The following is a 15,908-nucleotide window of genomic DNA, read 5'->3' on the forward strand; positions in this document are numbered from 1 at the left end:
TAATTAAGCGATGCTGTTAGTTAGCCCTTATTCTATTTTGAAGTCTTTAGCGAATAGCAATTGTAATGCCTTGAGATATTCTTGATCGGGTTTTGGGAGCACTAGCTGAGCCAGTTCATCACCAATGGGCGTGAGTCGATAATAACTAAAGAGTAGATTGCCGCTTTTTGGAGTCAGTTTCATCTGTATACTTTGCACGGCAAATTGGATCGGGGTTTTATTGTTGAGTAAACCAGTTTCAAATTCGCTGCTATGGATAATCCCTGCATCAACTAAGGTCAAAATGCTGGAGTAGGGCAGGCCAAACTGTGATAAACCCAAGTTAACCGAAGTGATTTTACGGAAATACTGGCCAATCCCGCCTGATAAGCGATAGCCGCTAATCAGCTTTAACCGCTGCTCGTTATTCACTTTTGCAGCCATACCGAGGGCTTTTTCAAGAATTTGCGCTTCGCGGTGTGTGAGTTGTTTGAGTATAGCTAAGGTGCGTAAGCTAAAATTACCAGGGTTGACAATCTCACTCGATAATATTCGCGCCCACAAATCTTGCATCTTACGATTATGGATTTGCTCTGCCATCATAAAAAATTGATGACTCCAATCGGGATCAAGCTCGACGCCGGTGACATCCGATGGCGTATAACTGATAGCTAACGAAAATATCGTCTCCACATTGGTTTGATATTGGCTTGATAACTTATCAGCGCGGTGCTTAGCGCGCTCAGCGACCGAGGCATTTGCAGGGCGATATTCTCTCTCGGTTGCTAGCCCTAATTGCCGACCGAGTAATAGTACTTTTTTACGGGCAGAAGCATCGGATGTTGACTCGCCGTCCTCTGACAAAATTAAAATATCTGAATCCTTCATCGTGTTATAAGTCCCTGAGAGTGAGTGATGTACTTTACTTTACGTATTGTTATTGCTGTCTATTCTATGGTTTTAGCCACTGATTTTGCCTTGCTATTGGACCAAGACCATAGCGTTTCATTACCAGGTTCTGGATGGCGCGGTACATTGAGCGCCAAAATTAACGAACATACCGCAAAGCCAGCACCAATATAAAAAACTAACGCGGGGTCGGTCAGCCATAATAGCCCTAATAGTACGGGAATAATGACAGCTGCAATGTGATTAATGGTAAAACTAACCGACATTGTCGCCGCAATATCTTTGCTATCAGCAATTTTTTGGAAATAGGTTTTCATCGCAATAGCCATGGCGAATAGCAAATGATCGATGACGTAAAGTGCAGCGGCCATATGAGGTTGCTCAACTAGAGCGTAGCTAATGAACACGATGAACAGCCCTATATATTCAACTGTGAGGGCATTGCGTTCACCAATACGCCCAATAAAACGACCAATCGTGGGGGCGAATAGCAGGTTGACTAAATAATTGATCAAGAACAATGCGGTAATTTCACTCACACTGTAACCAAACTTTTCGACCATCATAAAACCCGCAAACACCATGAAGATTTGCCGTCTTGCCCCTGAAAAAAAGGTCAGTAAATAGTAAAGCCAATAGCGTTTACGCAAAATAATTTTTTTGTGCTGTATTTCGGTGGTGTCAAACTGTGGGTAATACCATGTCATTGTTAGTACCATGACCAAGCCTAATACACCAATAATCAAATACATATGCTGATAGTCTAGCTTCAGCCATGTCATCACTAGCCAGATACTGGCATAACCGACTAAGGCCGCCGCCGAGCGCCACGCCAGCGCTTTGCCCATAAAACCCGCGGCATCTTTTTTATCAACCCATTGCAAGGTTAACGATTGATTGATGGTTTCAAAATAGTGGAATCCAACTGACATCAACACTGTGGTGAGATACAAACCGATAACCTGTGGAAAGAAACCTGTTACCGCGACACCGATACATAGCAAGGCGAGTGAGAGTAGGGCGAAGGCTTGTTCTCTGATTAGTAGCAGTACAAAAATGGCGGTGAATGCTAAGAATCCTGGGATCTCTCGTAGGCTTTGTAATATGCCAATTTCAGCGCCGGTAAATTGAGCTTTTTCGATCACAAAATTATTGAGCAGTGCCTGCCATACAGCAAACACCAGCGACATGACGAAGGTCATCCATAGTAAGAGCGATTTAGGATCTTGGGCTTTAATAGGTTTCATGGATAAAGGCTCTGGCGATAAGTATCCAAATGCTAATGCTTTTTCTGCTAAGAGGCTAGATAACTTGAATGCTAAATAGGTTGTAAAGTGAATCGTAATTGCAGCTTATTTGAGCTAAATATTGAACGCGGGAGCGAATATACAATAGGTTGCTAATGTAAGTTATTTGTAAATTCAATTGTAAATTATAATGCAAACGATTCTCGTTTGATCTATTTTATTTGCGCATTTAGGGGCAAGCTGTTAAACAGCGCGGAGAAAGAGATGAGAACAGAATTAAAGTTGAGTTCTTTGGCCATTATGGTCACGGCGCTCATTGGCAGTGTCCATGGAACTGCGCAAGCAGCAACGGATCCTGCCGTTTTAGAACAAGCCATCGCAAAACAAGAAGTAGAATTACAACAGTTAAAACAACAATTATCTGAATTAGCCGCACAACAGCAGCAACAGCAAGTACAGCAGGCTGAATACCAAGCTAAAACGAGCACTGTAGTCGATCGTGTTGATACAGCTGCCGATAAACTCAGCAAATTTTCGTTTCAATCCTATGGCAGCGCGATTTATACCAGCGATGAGTATTTTGATAATGTGCAAGATACTACGCCAGAGCGGCGTAATCGGTTTGATTTAGAGCGTGTCGTTACTGAGTTTGGCTACCAATTTACTGATGTTTGGAGTATGGAAGTCGAAATTGAATACGAACATGGCGGTACGGGGACATCACTTGAGTACGACGGTTTCGATGAGTTTGGTGAGTTTGAAACTGAGGTCGAAGCCGGTGGTGAGGTGGTCGTTGAAAAGGCTGAACTGCGTTATCGCCCTTCCAAAGCATTCGGAGTGAAATTCGGTAATATTCATGTACCAATCGGTTTGACCAGTATGTTGCATAAGCCAAATCAGTATCTTACTGTGATGCGACATAAAAGCGAAGCCGCCATGATCCCCGCTGTTTGGAATGAAAATGGTATCGGTGTTTATGGCGAAATAGCCGATTTTCATTACCAAGCACAAGTTATTAGTGGCCTTAATTCAGAATATTTTAGAACCTATGATTGGACTGCATCTGGGCATCAAAAACGTTTTGAACATGTGAATGGTGATGATTTAGCCTTTGCAGGACGTCTAGATTACGGTGATTTCAAAAAAGGTTCGGCAGTCGGCGTGGCTTATTATTATGGCAATACCAGCGACAATCGTCATAAAAGCAATAAAATTGATGTAGATGGCACCGTTAGTATTGTCTCTGCTGCTGGAGCATATATTGAAGGCCCTTGGATTTTACGCGGTCAGTACCTTTATGGCACGTTAAGCGACAGCGATGCCATCACCCAAGCTAATAAAACCACTCCAGGTTTGAAACCCGGTAACTTCGCGCAGCTAGGCTCGAAATCACAGGCCTTTTTCGTCGAAGCGGGTATCGATTTAAATCATTTCACCTCAGTTCCGTTAACGGTATTTGCCAATATAGATTACTCCAATCCTTTAATGGAAGTCGAAACTGGCACCGCCACCAAACGCTTTGAAAATACTTGGACTAGCGTTGGCGTGAACTATTTTCCAATACCACAAATAGTGATTAAAGCGGAAGCCGGCTTGCATCAAGTTGCCGTTGCTAGCATACCCGATACTCACTTTTTCGCCCTTGGCGTGGGTTATCAATTTTCGCTCTAATCTCTCAATTTTGCTGGAACCAATAGGAACTTAATATCATGACATTACGTAAAACAGCCATTGCTCTTGCGCTTATGAGCACCTTAGCCGCCTGTGGTGGTTCTGGGTCGGATGATTCAACGCCAAGCACGCCAACTACACCAGATAATAAGTTTAGTTTTACTGCCACAGAGATGATCACTAACCTCACTGACGACGTTATTGTTGCGGGTTATGCTGACCTAGCATTGCAAGCGCAGGCGCTTTTATTGGCGACTCAAAAACTAACGAACTCAACAACACAAGCCGATTTAGACGCCGCTCAAGCAGCATGGAGGGCGGCTCGTTTACCTTGGGAGCAAGGCGAATCACATATTTTTGGTCCTGTGGATTCGCTGAGTATCGATCCGCACTTGGATAGCTGGCCGCTCAATACCACCGATCTTCAAACGCAGTTAAACACTCATTCCGGTTTTGATGCGCAGACGATTAAAGGCTGGAATGACGATGTGCAAGGTTTCCATACCATTGAATATCTATTATTTGGTGATGGCGTTAATGGCAACACTAAGCCCATCAATCAACTCACGGTCAAAGAGCGCGAGTATCTGATTGCATTGGCAGAAGTGTTTCGTGACTACACTAAGCAACTCGATGATGCTTGGCAGATAAACCACAATCCACAGGATACTGCGGCTAAACCCTATGCTGAATTATTAAAAAATCCAGGCGTGACAGGTAATACTATTTATTCATCGCAACTGGCGGTAGTTGAAGAATTGATTAACGGCATGATAGCCATTGTTGATGAAGTCGGTAACGGTAAGATTGCCGATCCTTTTGGCAGCTCGCTGGCGACAGCCGACACCTCAAAGGTGGAGTCGCAGTATTCTTGGAACTCATTAGATGATTTTGCCAATAATATCATTGGTGTGCGTAACGTTTATCAAGGTGAGTTTACCGGTAATAGCGACAGACAGGGCATAGTGAATTTTGTGGCTGCTGCCGATGCGAACTTAGCCACTCGCGTAAGCAGTGAAATTGATGATGCCATTATCAAAATTCGCGCGATTTCTGGCAGCAACCAACAACCTTTCCGCCAAGCTATAAAAGATGATGCGGGTCGTGCCCGTATCCAAGTGGCGGTGGATGCTCTAACGAAGCTGAAAACGACATTGGAATCTGATGTCATACCTTTGCTGTCTCGTTGGAAATCTTAATTTGTAATGCCGAGTCTTGCTAAAACAATTGGTTTTAGCATTTGATAACGCCACGTGGCGTAGCTCGCTTGGTGTTTATACCCTGCAGCAAGGGTGCCGTTGTGTCATTGCTGCCGGGTCATGCTTATTTGTGTGAGATTGAAGATGAACAACAGACACGTTTTAATCGGCGCATTACTCCTTGGCGGTATACAGCTTACCGGTTGTGGTGGCAGTGATGATGCAGAAGATACGGTGACACCCACGCCTGAACCGATTACCTATCCTGAATATACCGATATGACCGCCAGTGGCGGCGCAACGACAACCTATGATGCTGGCAATTCGGGTCATGGATTTTCAACTCCTTCGATAAATTTAACAGCAACAGAGCTTGCGCTGCACATGGAGGGCGATAAGTTTTTTGAAACCTCTTTTACTACCGCGCCTAATGCCGAACACCCTGAATTAGACGGTTTAGGCCCAGTATTTAATAACACAAATTGTAATGCTTGCCATCAACGTGATGGACGTAACTCAACCCCGCAAGTCAGTGCTGGTCAAACGCGGGTTAAATTGGGTTCGGAAGCGGGCATCTTTTTACGGATAAGTCAGGCGGCCAATGAAGTTTGCATCAAAGGCGATGTGAGCAATGACTATTGCGCGCCGATCCCTGTGCCAGATTTTGGTGGACAATTATTTCACCGTGGTGTGCTGCAAGCGCGTCCTGATTGGCAACAGAATCAGTTTATTGGGCAAGCGGATGTTTACCTCTCCTATGAAACAAAGACCGTGGCCTACCCAGATGGCAGCCAAGTCTTATTGAAAAAACCATTATTTGCCGTGGAAAACCCCTACGATGCCCCCGGTGAAACTAAACAAAGTGCTAATTTGACCTCAAACCTATTACAAGATGATGTGTTAATGGGGTGGCGTAATGGCATGCCCGTGTTTGGTTTAGGCTTGCTTGAAGCCATCGCCGAAACCGATATTTTGCAGCACCTTGATGAAAATGATGCTAATAACGATGGTATTTCTGCAAGGGCTAATTATGTTTTTGACGCAGTAAAAGCCCAAGCAGGAGATGTGTATCCTGTGTCGTTAGGTCGTTTCGGCTGGAAAGCGAATACTCCAAGTGTGCGAGTGCAATCCTTAGGTGCACTACGTGGTGATATTGGGATTACTAATCCCTTATTTCCCGATGAAAGCATTAAAGGTAGCGCATTGCATGATGCTTATCTCACTCGAACCGGTTTTGTTGATACGGGAGAAGATGAATATGGCGCCCCCGAGGTAGGAGCACAGTTTAGTGATGCCGTGGTGTTTTATGCCGAAACCTTAGCGGTTCCTGCAAGGCGTAATGTGACACAACCGCAGGTGAGGGAAGGCGCCCGATTATTCACAAAGCTCAATTGTACTGGGTGCCATGTCCCTTCTTTTACCACTAAAACCAGTGGTGAAATTGGTGGGCGAGCCATGAGTGAAAGTTTAAAAGGCCAAAAGATTTATCCTTTCACCGATTTATTACTACACGATATGGGAGACGGGCTTGCCGATGGTCGCCCAGATTTTTTAGCCTCTGGCAATGAATGGCGTACACGGCCATTATGGGGCATAGGGCTAACCCAGACAGTCAATCCACAGGCGGGTTTCTTGCATGATGGACGAGCTGCAACCTTAGAAGAGGCCATATTGTGGCATGGCGGTGAGGCTGAAAAGAGTCAAAACGCATTTGTGGCATTATCTAAAAATGAACGCGAGCAAGTCATCGCATTCTTAATGTCGTTGTAATATCTAGCAGGGCTAATCTAACGGGGCGATGTTGTCGACTCATCCTTTTTAGTCTATTTCAAAAAGGGCAAACCTCAGGGTTTGCCCTTTTTTGTGAGCTGGCTAAAACAACCGCATATACTCGGTATCTTTGGCGTTAAGCCCGTGATCTATTTCATGTAAATGGCAGAGTAAATCGCCTAATATGAAGTATCTTAAGTGTTATTTCCTTTTGTGTACTTAGCTAAATGCTACTGGAACGTTAATGACTCACAATGCACTCATGGGTATTAGCGTTGCTATCGAGTCAGCATTTTATATGTTGCTAATGGTTATTTTGCTTAGACTAAATCGAGGCTAAATTGAAAAAAATTCTCATTATTTATTCTAGTGTTCACGGCCAGACTCAAAAAATTGCCACTAAATTAGCGCAGCAGCTAATCGGTTTGGGTAACTCAGTGGTGACTGCTGATATCAAGGCTGCCCCAGCCCTTAATGAGTTTGACAAAGTCATTGTTGGCGCCAGTATCCGCCACGGTAAACATAACCCTCGTTTGTATGAGTTTATTGAAAAGCATCAAACGGTATTGGCGAGTAAAGTCAGTGGATTTTTCTCTGTCAGTTTGGTCGCACGTAAACCCACTAAAAATACTGCTGAAACAAATCCTTATATACAGGCTTTTTTGAGTAAGACCACATGGCGACCACAATTATTACAGGTTTTTGGTGGTAATTTAAATTATCAAGGTTACAACATGTTAGATCGAAACGTTATTCGATTTATCATGTGGTTAACCAAAGGCCCGACGGATCCTGTGACCAATATTGAATACACTGACTGGCATAAAGTCGATGAATTTGCTGAACAAATTCATCGTGCTTAAATGTGATAGTTGAAATAACAACGCTGTTTACCACTATGGGATTATCTCTTGCACGGAGCAGCATTCAACAAAACTGTATTAAAGAGTTGAGTATGTTCTTTATCAGGGAGGAGTTATAAATATGCTAGCTATGCTCAGGTCTCGGTGCCGTATGCTGATGACATATCTGCATGTAGGAATAGTGATATTAAGCAGCCTACTTGTGTGCACTAGCCCTTGGATTATGATGTTGCGGCGGGTACCCGATAATGCTGGCCTTTGGGATTATTTACACGTGTATTTAGGTTTAGCCTGCACAGGTCTTGGTATCCTTTTTTTAATCAATAACTGTTTGCAAAGTAAGTGGCGCCAATATTTTGGTTGGTTAGTTGGCGATGGCATGCAGTTAAAACAGGACATTGTCGGGCTTGTAAAAGGCAAATTTCCTATCGCAGGTGGCAAAGGGCTATTTAGCGCGATTGAAGGCATTGGCATGTTGCTGCTGGTGGCAACAGGCCTTAGCGGTTTAATCTGGTTGCTATTTCAAGGCACGGCTACTGCGATAGAGTGGCGCGGTTATCATCAGCTATTTGCACAGGCATTTATTGGTTTTTTAGTGGTGCATTTACTCTTGGCTATCAGTCATATCATCGATTTTATTCGGCAATAACTTGCTTCAGTCTTTTTAAACTTAAAAAAATGGCCTCAATATTGAGGCCATTTTTTGATATTGGCTAACGCCAAATTAGTTAAAACGTCGCTGACGAGTGATGCCTATTACAGCGGCGAAGGCTAAAAATAACCCACCTAAACTGCCGCCTGATGAGGTTTTAGCAGGAGCGATATCTTTCTCAATAGCAAGGTAGTTAATTAACCCAATTAACTCATCTAAGGTTTTGATGCTGCTTAAGTTAACCGCATATTTATCGTTCACAATAAAGGCCGGTACACTCTCAATCTTGAATTCGTTTTGCTGAGTGCGCCACAATGCGAGCTTTTCATTGGTGCTTTTACTGTCGGCGATTTTATCGTACTGGGCTGCATCGACACCTAGTGGGGCGAAGATTTTTTTAATATCATCACGATTATTGATTTGCTGCTCATGTTCATGGCCAGCAGCGCTGTGATCGTGACCATTTTGGCCTTCTACACCTTGAATAGCGCTGAACATGGCATGGGTTAGGGCATCTTTATTATCCACGCTTTGGATCACGGCCAGCGAGCGCATAACTTCAGTGCCAATGTCGCTATTCATAAAATCGACATGCTTGCTATCAAAGCTTACTTTTTGGTTGAGATTAGCTTTAATATCGGGCAGATAATTGGTTTCCATATTGAAGCAGTTATGACAGTAAAATGAATAAAATTCAGTAAGTTTTGGCTCGCTGCTTGGCGCTTTGGTAGAGATTTGAGTGTAATGCGTACCTTCAACAAAATTGGCAGCCAAGCTGCTCAATGGAGTGATCACTAAGGTGACAGCCAAGGCTAATTGTTTAATCATAATGTCCTCAAATTTGATGGTGTTAAATACGTGGTATCAATCATTGTGCTTTGTCAGCGTTGGTATGATTAGCATAAGAGTAAAATGAACGGCAACATAAGCGTGAGTCTAGCTAAAATACCAGCATTGATGGGTAGGTTTAGGTTAAATGGAAAGGCTTAATTATGGCTGAATTAGCGTGTTCTGGCTGTGCTAAATCTGTGATCTCAATAGAAGTTTTACTGTAGATTTATAGGAGTGTAAGCGGGATCACATCACCACGTTGCAGAGTTCCTGCCCTAGCCGAGATAAAGCGCGAGTCGAAGCGCCATAGGATTGGATGTTTGTGCAATATTTCACGTGAGCATCAAACGCCGTTTACATGGCACCATTAAAACGGCACCACATAGGGCATAGTGCAGTATTGAGTAGCAATGTTTACGCCGCATCTTTTAATGACTGCCAAGCCTCACAGACCTCACGAAAGCGCGCTGCATCACCATCGGGTCGATCAGGATGCCATTTTAGAGCTAATCGCCGCCACTGTTTGCGGATATCGCGCGCGGTTGCACTTTCGTCTAACTCGAATACTCTTAAGGCATTGCCCTTATTCATCAAGTTGATATTTAAGCCAATATAGCTTTTATAATTACTCCAAAAGGCTTCGAGTAGCTCCCGCACCACGTTTTCACTGGTGTCGTAATTATTCCAATCAAGGTAATAGTCACGCAGAGAACTATCCTGCATTATCAAGGTATTAACATTGGATGGCACTAAACGAAATATTTGAATTTCCATGGCTTTAACTTGTAGCCATTGTTTGGGTAGTAATATTTCTTGCAGTTCAAACAGGGCGTTCATCAGTAAAAAATTACGTTTAAAGAGATCATTGCCGGGGTTTTCATCGAGCTGATGCAACAGGCCTTGGCTTTGTAACTCTGCTGCTAAATGGTGAATCTTCCAGCTTTGGTTTGAAGCTTGTAAAACAGTCAGTACCGACCAAATTAATGGGTTATCGCCTTTAGTGTTCGCAACTCGAATCGATTGAGGTTCTTCAGTGAGAGAGGGTTTGGCAAATAACATACTGACTGTCCCATCCTAAATAGTGAGTGTAAATATGGCGCCGATAACGTGTATTAGGCCGCTAAAAAGCATTAAACCGCAGAACATTAATGATTTATGCAACGGCTTATTCAACTTTTTCAAACTGTGTCTTAAATCATGCCATAGAGCCAAAGTGTAGGCAAAGGTGAATTTTACAGCAATAGCACAGCAGGCTGCTTCTACTGTGAGTAATGTTATTGTCAATGCTCACTTAATACATAAATTACAGGCTGACAGTTTGAGTGCGGCTATTGAGCGGTTTTAAATATAAAAGACCCTTACTGATATCGTTATAAAACAAGGGTCTTATCAGCCTTTGGTTGAAAAACGTCAAATAAGCTGTTTATCAGTATTAGATTTCAGTGAAAATCTTATCCAGTGCTAGACGCGATTTAGGCAACTTAGCATTGAAATCTTCTTCTGCACGGTAGCCAAGAGCAACCACGACAGACGCGCATAAACCTTGTTCTCTTAAACCTAACACTTGATTTAATTGAGTTGCATCAAAGCCTTCAATTGGGCAAGCATCGATATCTAATACGCTGGCGCCGAGCATTAGAGTGCCAAGGGCTAAGTAGACTTGTTTTTCCATCCAATGTTGGGCATCTTTCAGTTCATAATTGTGCATATTTACGAAAAAAGAGCGACCTTTGTGCTGCGCTTGCTTAGCTTCTTCGGTCGCAAAACGGCCATCTTTAGCTTCTTGCTCTAATACTTGCTGTAAGTGTGCATCGTCTAGTTGGGTACGAGTGCAAAGCACGACCACATGGGACGCATTAAGGATTTTTTGAGTATTAAAGGCGAAGTGTTCTGTTGCTTGGGCAATTAACGCTTTACCTTCGGCAGTGCTCGCTAACACAAAATGCCACGGCTGTGAGTTAGTGGATGATGGGCTAAATTGTAATAAAGTTTTGATTTCTTGTATTTTATCAGTAGGGATTGTCTTCGTTGGATCAAAGGCTTTTGTGGTGTAACGTTTTTTAGCAAGAAAACTTAAATCACTCATGTAACGGCTCCAATTCATCAAAATGTACAAATGCAATGGCAGCATTCTAAGCGGGTTTACATAAAATACAATGTGATCACGGCAGATGTTAGGGGCAAAAACGTTAAACGGGCTGGGGGTCAAGGTTTAAACGCAAAAAGCATTATGGATATTCTGCATATGAGTTTGGTACATTTACCGTTGAAGTAAGAGCGAACGGACTATTCATTTGAATCCTTTACTCACTGCACGCTCTGATAAAAGTAACGGCAGTGAGTATGATTATTTCACATCATTCAATCTAACCAGCACGCAGTACTTTGCTTAAAAACGCTTGGGTACGGGCTTCTTTTGGGTGGCTAAATAGCGCATCGGGTGGGCTAGATTCGACCACATAACCGCCATCCATAAAAATCACTCGATCGGATACATCCCGTGCAAAGCCCATTTCGTGGGTCACAATCACCATGGTCATGCCCTTTAGTGCTAAGTCTTTCATCACGTCGAGTACATCGCCGACCATCTCAGGATCGAGTGCTGATGTTGGCTCATCAAACAACATCAAGTCTGGCTCCATGGCTAATGCCCGGGCAATGGCCACCCTTTGTTTTTGTCCACCCGATAAACTGGCGGGGTAGGCATTGGCTTTATCGCTTAAACCAACCTGTGCCAGCAGGTCGAGGGCTTTTACCTCAGCTTGTGCTGGCGTCATCAGCTTTAGGCTAATGGGCGCTAAGATAATGTTTTGCATTACTGTTTTATGTGGAAACAGATTAAAGTTTTGAAACACCATGCCCACTTTTTGCCGCAATTTATCCACACAGGCGTTTGGTGCTGTGATGAGCTGACCTTCAATCTCGATATCACCTTGGCTAGGTTGCTCCAACAGATTGATACAACGTAAAAAAGTACTTTTACCACTGCCACTAGGGCCGATCACGCTGACGACTTCGCCCTGACGAATATGCTCACTAATGCCCTTGAGCACGTGGTTATCGCCGAAGTTTTTATGCAGGTTGGTTATTTTAATCACTTTGTTTCAACCTCTTTTCAAATTTCGATAGCACGAAGGTGAAGCTGTACGTCAGGAATAGATAAATAAGGGCGCAGGTAAATAACGGCACACTGTCTTCAAAGGTGCGGCTACGGATGATTTCACCCGCACGCATTAAATCAACGCCACCGATAAAGCCAATAACGGCGGTTTCCTTGAGGAGTACGATAAATTCATTACCTAGTGCAGGCAGAATATTTTTAATCGCTTGGGGCAAAATAATCGATTTCATGGTCATCGTTTGCGATAAACCCAGTGAACGTGCCGCTTCGGTTTGACCTTTGTCGACAGCTTGAATCCCCGCGCGGATAATCTCAGAAATATAAGCGCCGCTATTAAGGCCAAAGGCGATAATGGCTGCGGTGATTTTATCGACATCCAAGGCTGAAAGTACGATGAAGTAAAGAATCACTAACTGAACTACAACTGGGGTGCCGCGGATCACGCCGACATAAAGATTGGCGGGAAAGCGGATATACCACTTAGACGACATCTTCATAAATGTTGTGCCAATGCCTAACACTGCACCTAATAACATGGCGAAGAAAGTGACGATTAATGTCACCTTCAAACCATTTAATATCAGCAGTATACCTATCATGCCATCTTCGCCAATTGGGCTAAATAGCGAATTATTAATTGCGTCTATCATGCTGAAATCACTTTATATGGGCAGAAACAAGTGTCTGATATTGGCCGTCGGCTTTCATGTTAGCCAGTGTTTTATTGATGCTGGTCAACAGTTCAGGCTGCTCTTTTGACACGGCGAAACCATAAAACTCAGCCGGAAAATCCAGTTTTATCAGCTTTAATTCAGGATTTTTTGCCAGATAGTTAGCGGCAGGTTCGCTGTCGAATAACACTAAATCTACCTTTGAATTTTTAAGCTCCATAATGGCCTCAAAACCGGTATTAAAAGCGGTCACATTTTCGGTGTATTTTTTTGCCATAATGTCGGCGGTAGAGCCTAATTGCACCGCAAAATGCTTACCTTTAATATCTTCAATTGTTTGAATACTATCGTTATCTTTTTTTACTAGCACGACTTGCGTTGCTTCGTAGTAGGGTTCAGAAAAGTTAACGCTTGCTTGGCGTTCAGCGGTAATAGTCATGCCTGAAGCAATAAAATCAATTTTACCTGAGTTGAGTGCGACGATCAGCGAATCAAACTTCATGTTTTCGACTTTCAATATTTTACCGGCATCTTTGGCGATTTGTTTTGCTAACTCGATATCGAAGCCTTTGATTTCATCACCACTTTGGCCGCCAACATATTCAAAAGGTGGAAATGCCGCGTTGGTGCCAACAACTAACACGTCGTCGCTTTTCCCACATCCTGCTAACAACAAGGTGGCTGTTAATGTCAGGCCGCCTAATAACATGGATTTTTTCATTTAAGACTCTCTTGTCGTTTTCATTATCAGTGTGGCGACTATAGGCAGACACTGAATGTGTGTCAATATTTATGCTGTTAATTTGATTAATAATTCACTTTTGGATGTTTGCTTATAGCATGGGGACGATGAATTGACACCTTATGTCTGAGTTGTGCTTTATTGGTTAAATATTTGTTTGTATACAGGTGTCTGACGTTATTATAAGTTATTAGCCTCCTTCGCAGGTGTTTATGTTAGTTATTTTTAAGCGACTTGTTGTGGTGTAAATATTCACTTATGCATCAAAGCTAAAACTAACTTATGGGTCGCATAAACCCAGAATTAACTCGTTGAGGCACGTTATTCATCGCGCCATTTTTATCGATGTTATGCTAATTTTATACAGTATTAACCACGGGTCTATTGACGCTACAGGCCACCGAATATGTGCTAGGAGCTTAAAGTGAACTATCTCAATTTGGCATTAGTTTGTGCTGCCCTGTGTGCATCGGGGGCGCTAAAGGCTGAGGAACAAACTCAGTGGTATTACAGCTTAGGTATCCACGATTTTATTGTTGAGGATTCGCACACTCCAGGGGTAAATACGAGTTTATTAATCGAATATCGCACCCAAACCGATATTCTGTTGACGGCGGCGATTGATATTTATTTCGATATCGATATAGATAAGCTCGATCCTGATCATATCCCTGTGTGGTTTAAGTCTGACTATGCCGCCAGTGGCGAGATTTACCGTGTAAATTCTGATTTTTCATTGGGTTGGCAGCTTGATTTACAAGGAAAACGTAACACGGTCAGTTCAGTCGAGAAGCAAGTTAAGTTGTTTCCTGAACTAACGGCCAACTTTGATGGGCAGCAATTACAAGCGCAATTGAAAGCGGGGGCGGGTTATTATTATCTTGAAATCGATGATGATGTGCCTAAAACGCGAGGTTACGATCGTAGCGATTTTGGTAATAGTGAGTTTGCATATACCTTGATGGGGCAGTTAGGTATAGATGCGACCGCTGAGCTACATATGCAAGTTGCTGCACAAACTTGGCAAGATGATGATCAATGGCTAGAGCGTCAATATCGATTCGAGATGAGTTATCAAACTGATTTATGGTATCCCAGCAGCGAATTAGTGCTTAGTGCTGAACATACCCAATACAATTTAGATCACTACGCTAAAGTGGATGTTAATTCGGCTGACTATTTACCTATTTTACCTTGGGATAGCGATACTCTAGTGCGTCTAAGCCTTGTTATCCCTTGGTAGAAAACCGCATTATTGTTGCGTTAAGTGCTTTTTGACTAAATTAATCATGGCTTGTGCGGCGAAGGACAAAACCTGATCTTTACGCCAAAATAGTGATAATTCCCAGCGTAGCTCATCACTCGCCAGCGGTATATTCACCACACCAGACACGCTGTAACGCCGCGCAATTGATCGCGGTAATACCATCACGCCAGTCCCCGCTGCAACTAAGGCTATGCCAAAATCAGCTTGGCTAACACGAGTAATATTTTTAGGGATAAATCCGGCATGTTGGCAGGCTTTGAGCACTAATTGGTAAAGAGTATACTCAGTTTCGAACATCACTTGTGGTTCATTACTAAGGTCGCTAAATAGTAGTATATCCCTAGTTGATAAAGGATTTTCTTTAGGTAGCACGACGACCATCGGATCATTAAATACACGAATACCCTCATAACCATCATCAACATCAATAATGCCCGTCGCAAGTTCAATTTCGCCCTTTTGGATCGCTGCGGTTTGTTCTACGCCACCACGGACGAGCAAGTGCATGTCAATTTGCGGATACTGCTGACGATATTTGGCAATAATAGGTGCAAAAATTTCCGCACTGCCTAATGGAGCTAACCCGAGTTTGAGCTCGCCAGCCGTTAAGCTGCGCTGCGCCGTGAGTTCAGCAAGCATGCGTTGCCTGCCTGCGAGTAAGTCCTTGCCATGGCGATAGACGACTTCACCGGCGGGGGTGAGCTTGACATGGGTGCCGCGTTTACCGCGTTCGAGTAAGATAAGATCGAGCTCCAGCTCTAATTGGCGCACGGCTTTTGATAGCGCAGGTTGCGTGAGATGAACTCTTTCGCTGGCCTTACCAAAGCCTCCGGCATCAACGATTTCGATAAAATAACGAATGACTTTGAGATCCACCTGGATTCACCTTTTAATGTATTCCTAAAATTTATGTATTACATTCTTAATATTCATTTTTTTTATCAAATAAGCAAGCCTAGAATAGCCCCATAGAAAATTTGTTCTAA

The 15,908-nt window shown here is 43.2% G+C and carries 15 protein-coding genes; 6 read left to right on the forward strand and 9 right to left on the reverse strand.

Annotation, left to right across the window (positions count from 1 at the left end):
* Positions 1–27: 27 nt before the first annotated feature.
* Together C9I43_RS01635 and C9I43_RS01640 are read right to left on the reverse strand one after the other, a co-directional pair.
* Positions 28–867 (reverse strand): TIGR03899 family protein, encoded by an 840-nt coding sequence (locus C9I43_RS01635; protein WP_107881691.1) that lies wholly within the window; start codon positions 865–867, stop codon positions 28–30.
* Between the two features lie 59 nt (positions 868–926).
* Positions 927–2,135: an MFS transporter gene (locus tag C9I43_RS01640; RefSeq protein WP_076501151.1), complete on the reverse strand. Its 1,209-nt coding sequence runs from the start codon at positions 2,133–2,135 to the stop codon at positions 927–929.
* A gap of 264 nt (positions 2,136–2,399) precedes the next feature.
* On the opposite strand from C9I43_RS01640, the gene C9I43_RS01645 reads away from it, so the two are divergent.
* The 5 genes from C9I43_RS01645 to C9I43_RS01665 all read left to right on the forward strand — a co-directional run bounded on the left by C9I43_RS01645 (position 2,400) and on the right by C9I43_RS01665 (position 8,287).
* The gene (locus tag C9I43_RS01645) at positions 2,400–3,806 is read left to right on the forward strand and encodes a porin family protein (protein WP_107881693.1); all 1,407 of its coding nucleotides are present in this window, start codon (positions 2,400–2,402) and stop codon (positions 3,804–3,806) included.
* A 38-nt stretch (positions 3,807–3,844) separates the two neighbouring features.
* The gene (locus C9I43_RS01650; protein WP_107881695.1) at positions 3,845–5,005 is read left to right on the forward strand and encodes an imelysin family protein; all 1,161 of its coding nucleotides are present in this window, start codon (positions 3,845–3,847) and stop codon (positions 5,003–5,005) included.
* A 144-nt stretch (positions 5,006–5,149) separates the two neighbouring features.
* Positions 5,150–6,775 (forward strand): di-heme oxidoredictase family protein, encoded by a 1,626-nt coding sequence (locus C9I43_RS01655; protein WP_107881697.1) that lies wholly within the window; start codon positions 5,150–5,152, stop codon positions 6,773–6,775.
* Between the two features lie 341 nt (positions 6,776–7,116).
* Positions 7,117–7,638 carry a menaquinone-dependent protoporphyrinogen IX dehydrogenase gene (gene hemG / locus C9I43_RS01660; protein WP_107881699.1) on the forward strand — a complete coding sequence of 174 codons (522 nt, stop codon included), beginning with the start codon at positions 7,117–7,119 and terminating at the stop codon, positions 7,636–7,638.
* 151 nt (positions 7,639–7,789) lie between these two features.
* A complete protein-coding gene (locus C9I43_RS01665) occupies positions 7,790–8,287 on the forward strand; it encodes a cytochrome b/b6 domain-containing protein (RefSeq protein ID WP_373455335.1) in 498 nt (165 codons plus the stop codon).
* A gap of 75 nt (positions 8,288–8,362) precedes the next feature.
* Here C9I43_RS01665 and C9I43_RS01670 read toward each other — a convergent pair whose 3' ends face one another.
* From C9I43_RS01670 to C9I43_RS01695, 6 genes are all read right to left on the reverse strand, one after another.
* Positions 8,363–9,118, reverse strand: coding sequence for a DsbA family protein (locus tag C9I43_RS01670; RefSeq protein WP_107881703.1), 756 nt, complete (start codon positions 9,116–9,118; stop codon positions 8,363–8,365).
* A gap of 417 nt (positions 9,119–9,535) precedes the next feature.
* Positions 9,536–10,180, reverse strand: coding sequence for a DNA-J related domain-containing protein (locus C9I43_RS01675; RefSeq protein ID WP_107881705.1), 645 nt, complete (start codon positions 10,178–10,180; stop codon positions 9,536–9,538).
* Between the two features lie 373 nt (positions 10,181–10,553).
* Entirely contained in the window at positions 10,554–11,207 is a 654-nt protein-coding gene (gene nfsB / locus C9I43_RS01680; protein ID WP_076501130.1) for an oxygen-insensitive NAD(P)H nitroreductase, read from the reverse strand.
* A gap of 280 nt (positions 11,208–11,487) precedes the next feature.
* Positions 11,488–12,219, reverse strand: a complete 732-nt coding sequence (locus tag C9I43_RS01685; protein ID WP_076501127.1) for an amino acid ABC transporter ATP-binding protein — start codon at positions 12,217–12,219, stop codon at positions 11,488–11,490.
* Complete coding sequence (locus tag C9I43_RS01690) at positions 12,212–12,892, reverse strand: amino acid ABC transporter permease (protein ID WP_107881707.1); 681 nt, start codon at positions 12,890–12,892, stop codon at positions 12,212–12,214. The genes C9I43_RS01685 and C9I43_RS01690 overlap by 8 nt, the downstream gene beginning before the upstream one ends.
* A gap of 7 nt (positions 12,893–12,899) precedes the next feature.
* A complete protein-coding gene (locus C9I43_RS01695; RefSeq protein ID WP_107881709.1) occupies positions 12,900–13,634 on the reverse strand; it encodes a basic amino acid ABC transporter substrate-binding protein in 735 nt (244 codons plus the stop codon).
* A 445-nt stretch (positions 13,635–14,079) separates the two neighbouring features.
* Between C9I43_RS01695 and C9I43_RS01700 the strand changes: the two genes are divergently transcribed.
* Complete coding sequence (locus C9I43_RS01700; protein ID WP_107881710.1) at positions 14,080–14,898, forward strand: hypothetical protein; 819 nt, start codon at positions 14,080–14,082, stop codon at positions 14,896–14,898.
* Positions 14,899–14,907: 9 nt separating this feature from the next.
* On the opposite strand, the gene C9I43_RS01705 is transcribed toward C9I43_RS01700, so the two are convergent.
* Positions 14,908–15,798, reverse strand: a complete 891-nt coding sequence (locus C9I43_RS01705; RefSeq protein ID WP_107881712.1) for a LysR family transcriptional regulator — start codon at positions 15,796–15,798, stop codon at positions 14,908–14,910.
* Positions 15,799–15,908 lie beyond the last annotated feature (110 nt).

It is taken from the genome of Shewanella morhuae, from assembly GCF_003028295.1.
Classification (GTDB): Bacteria; Pseudomonadota; Gammaproteobacteria; order Enterobacterales; family Shewanellaceae; genus Shewanella; species Shewanella morhuae.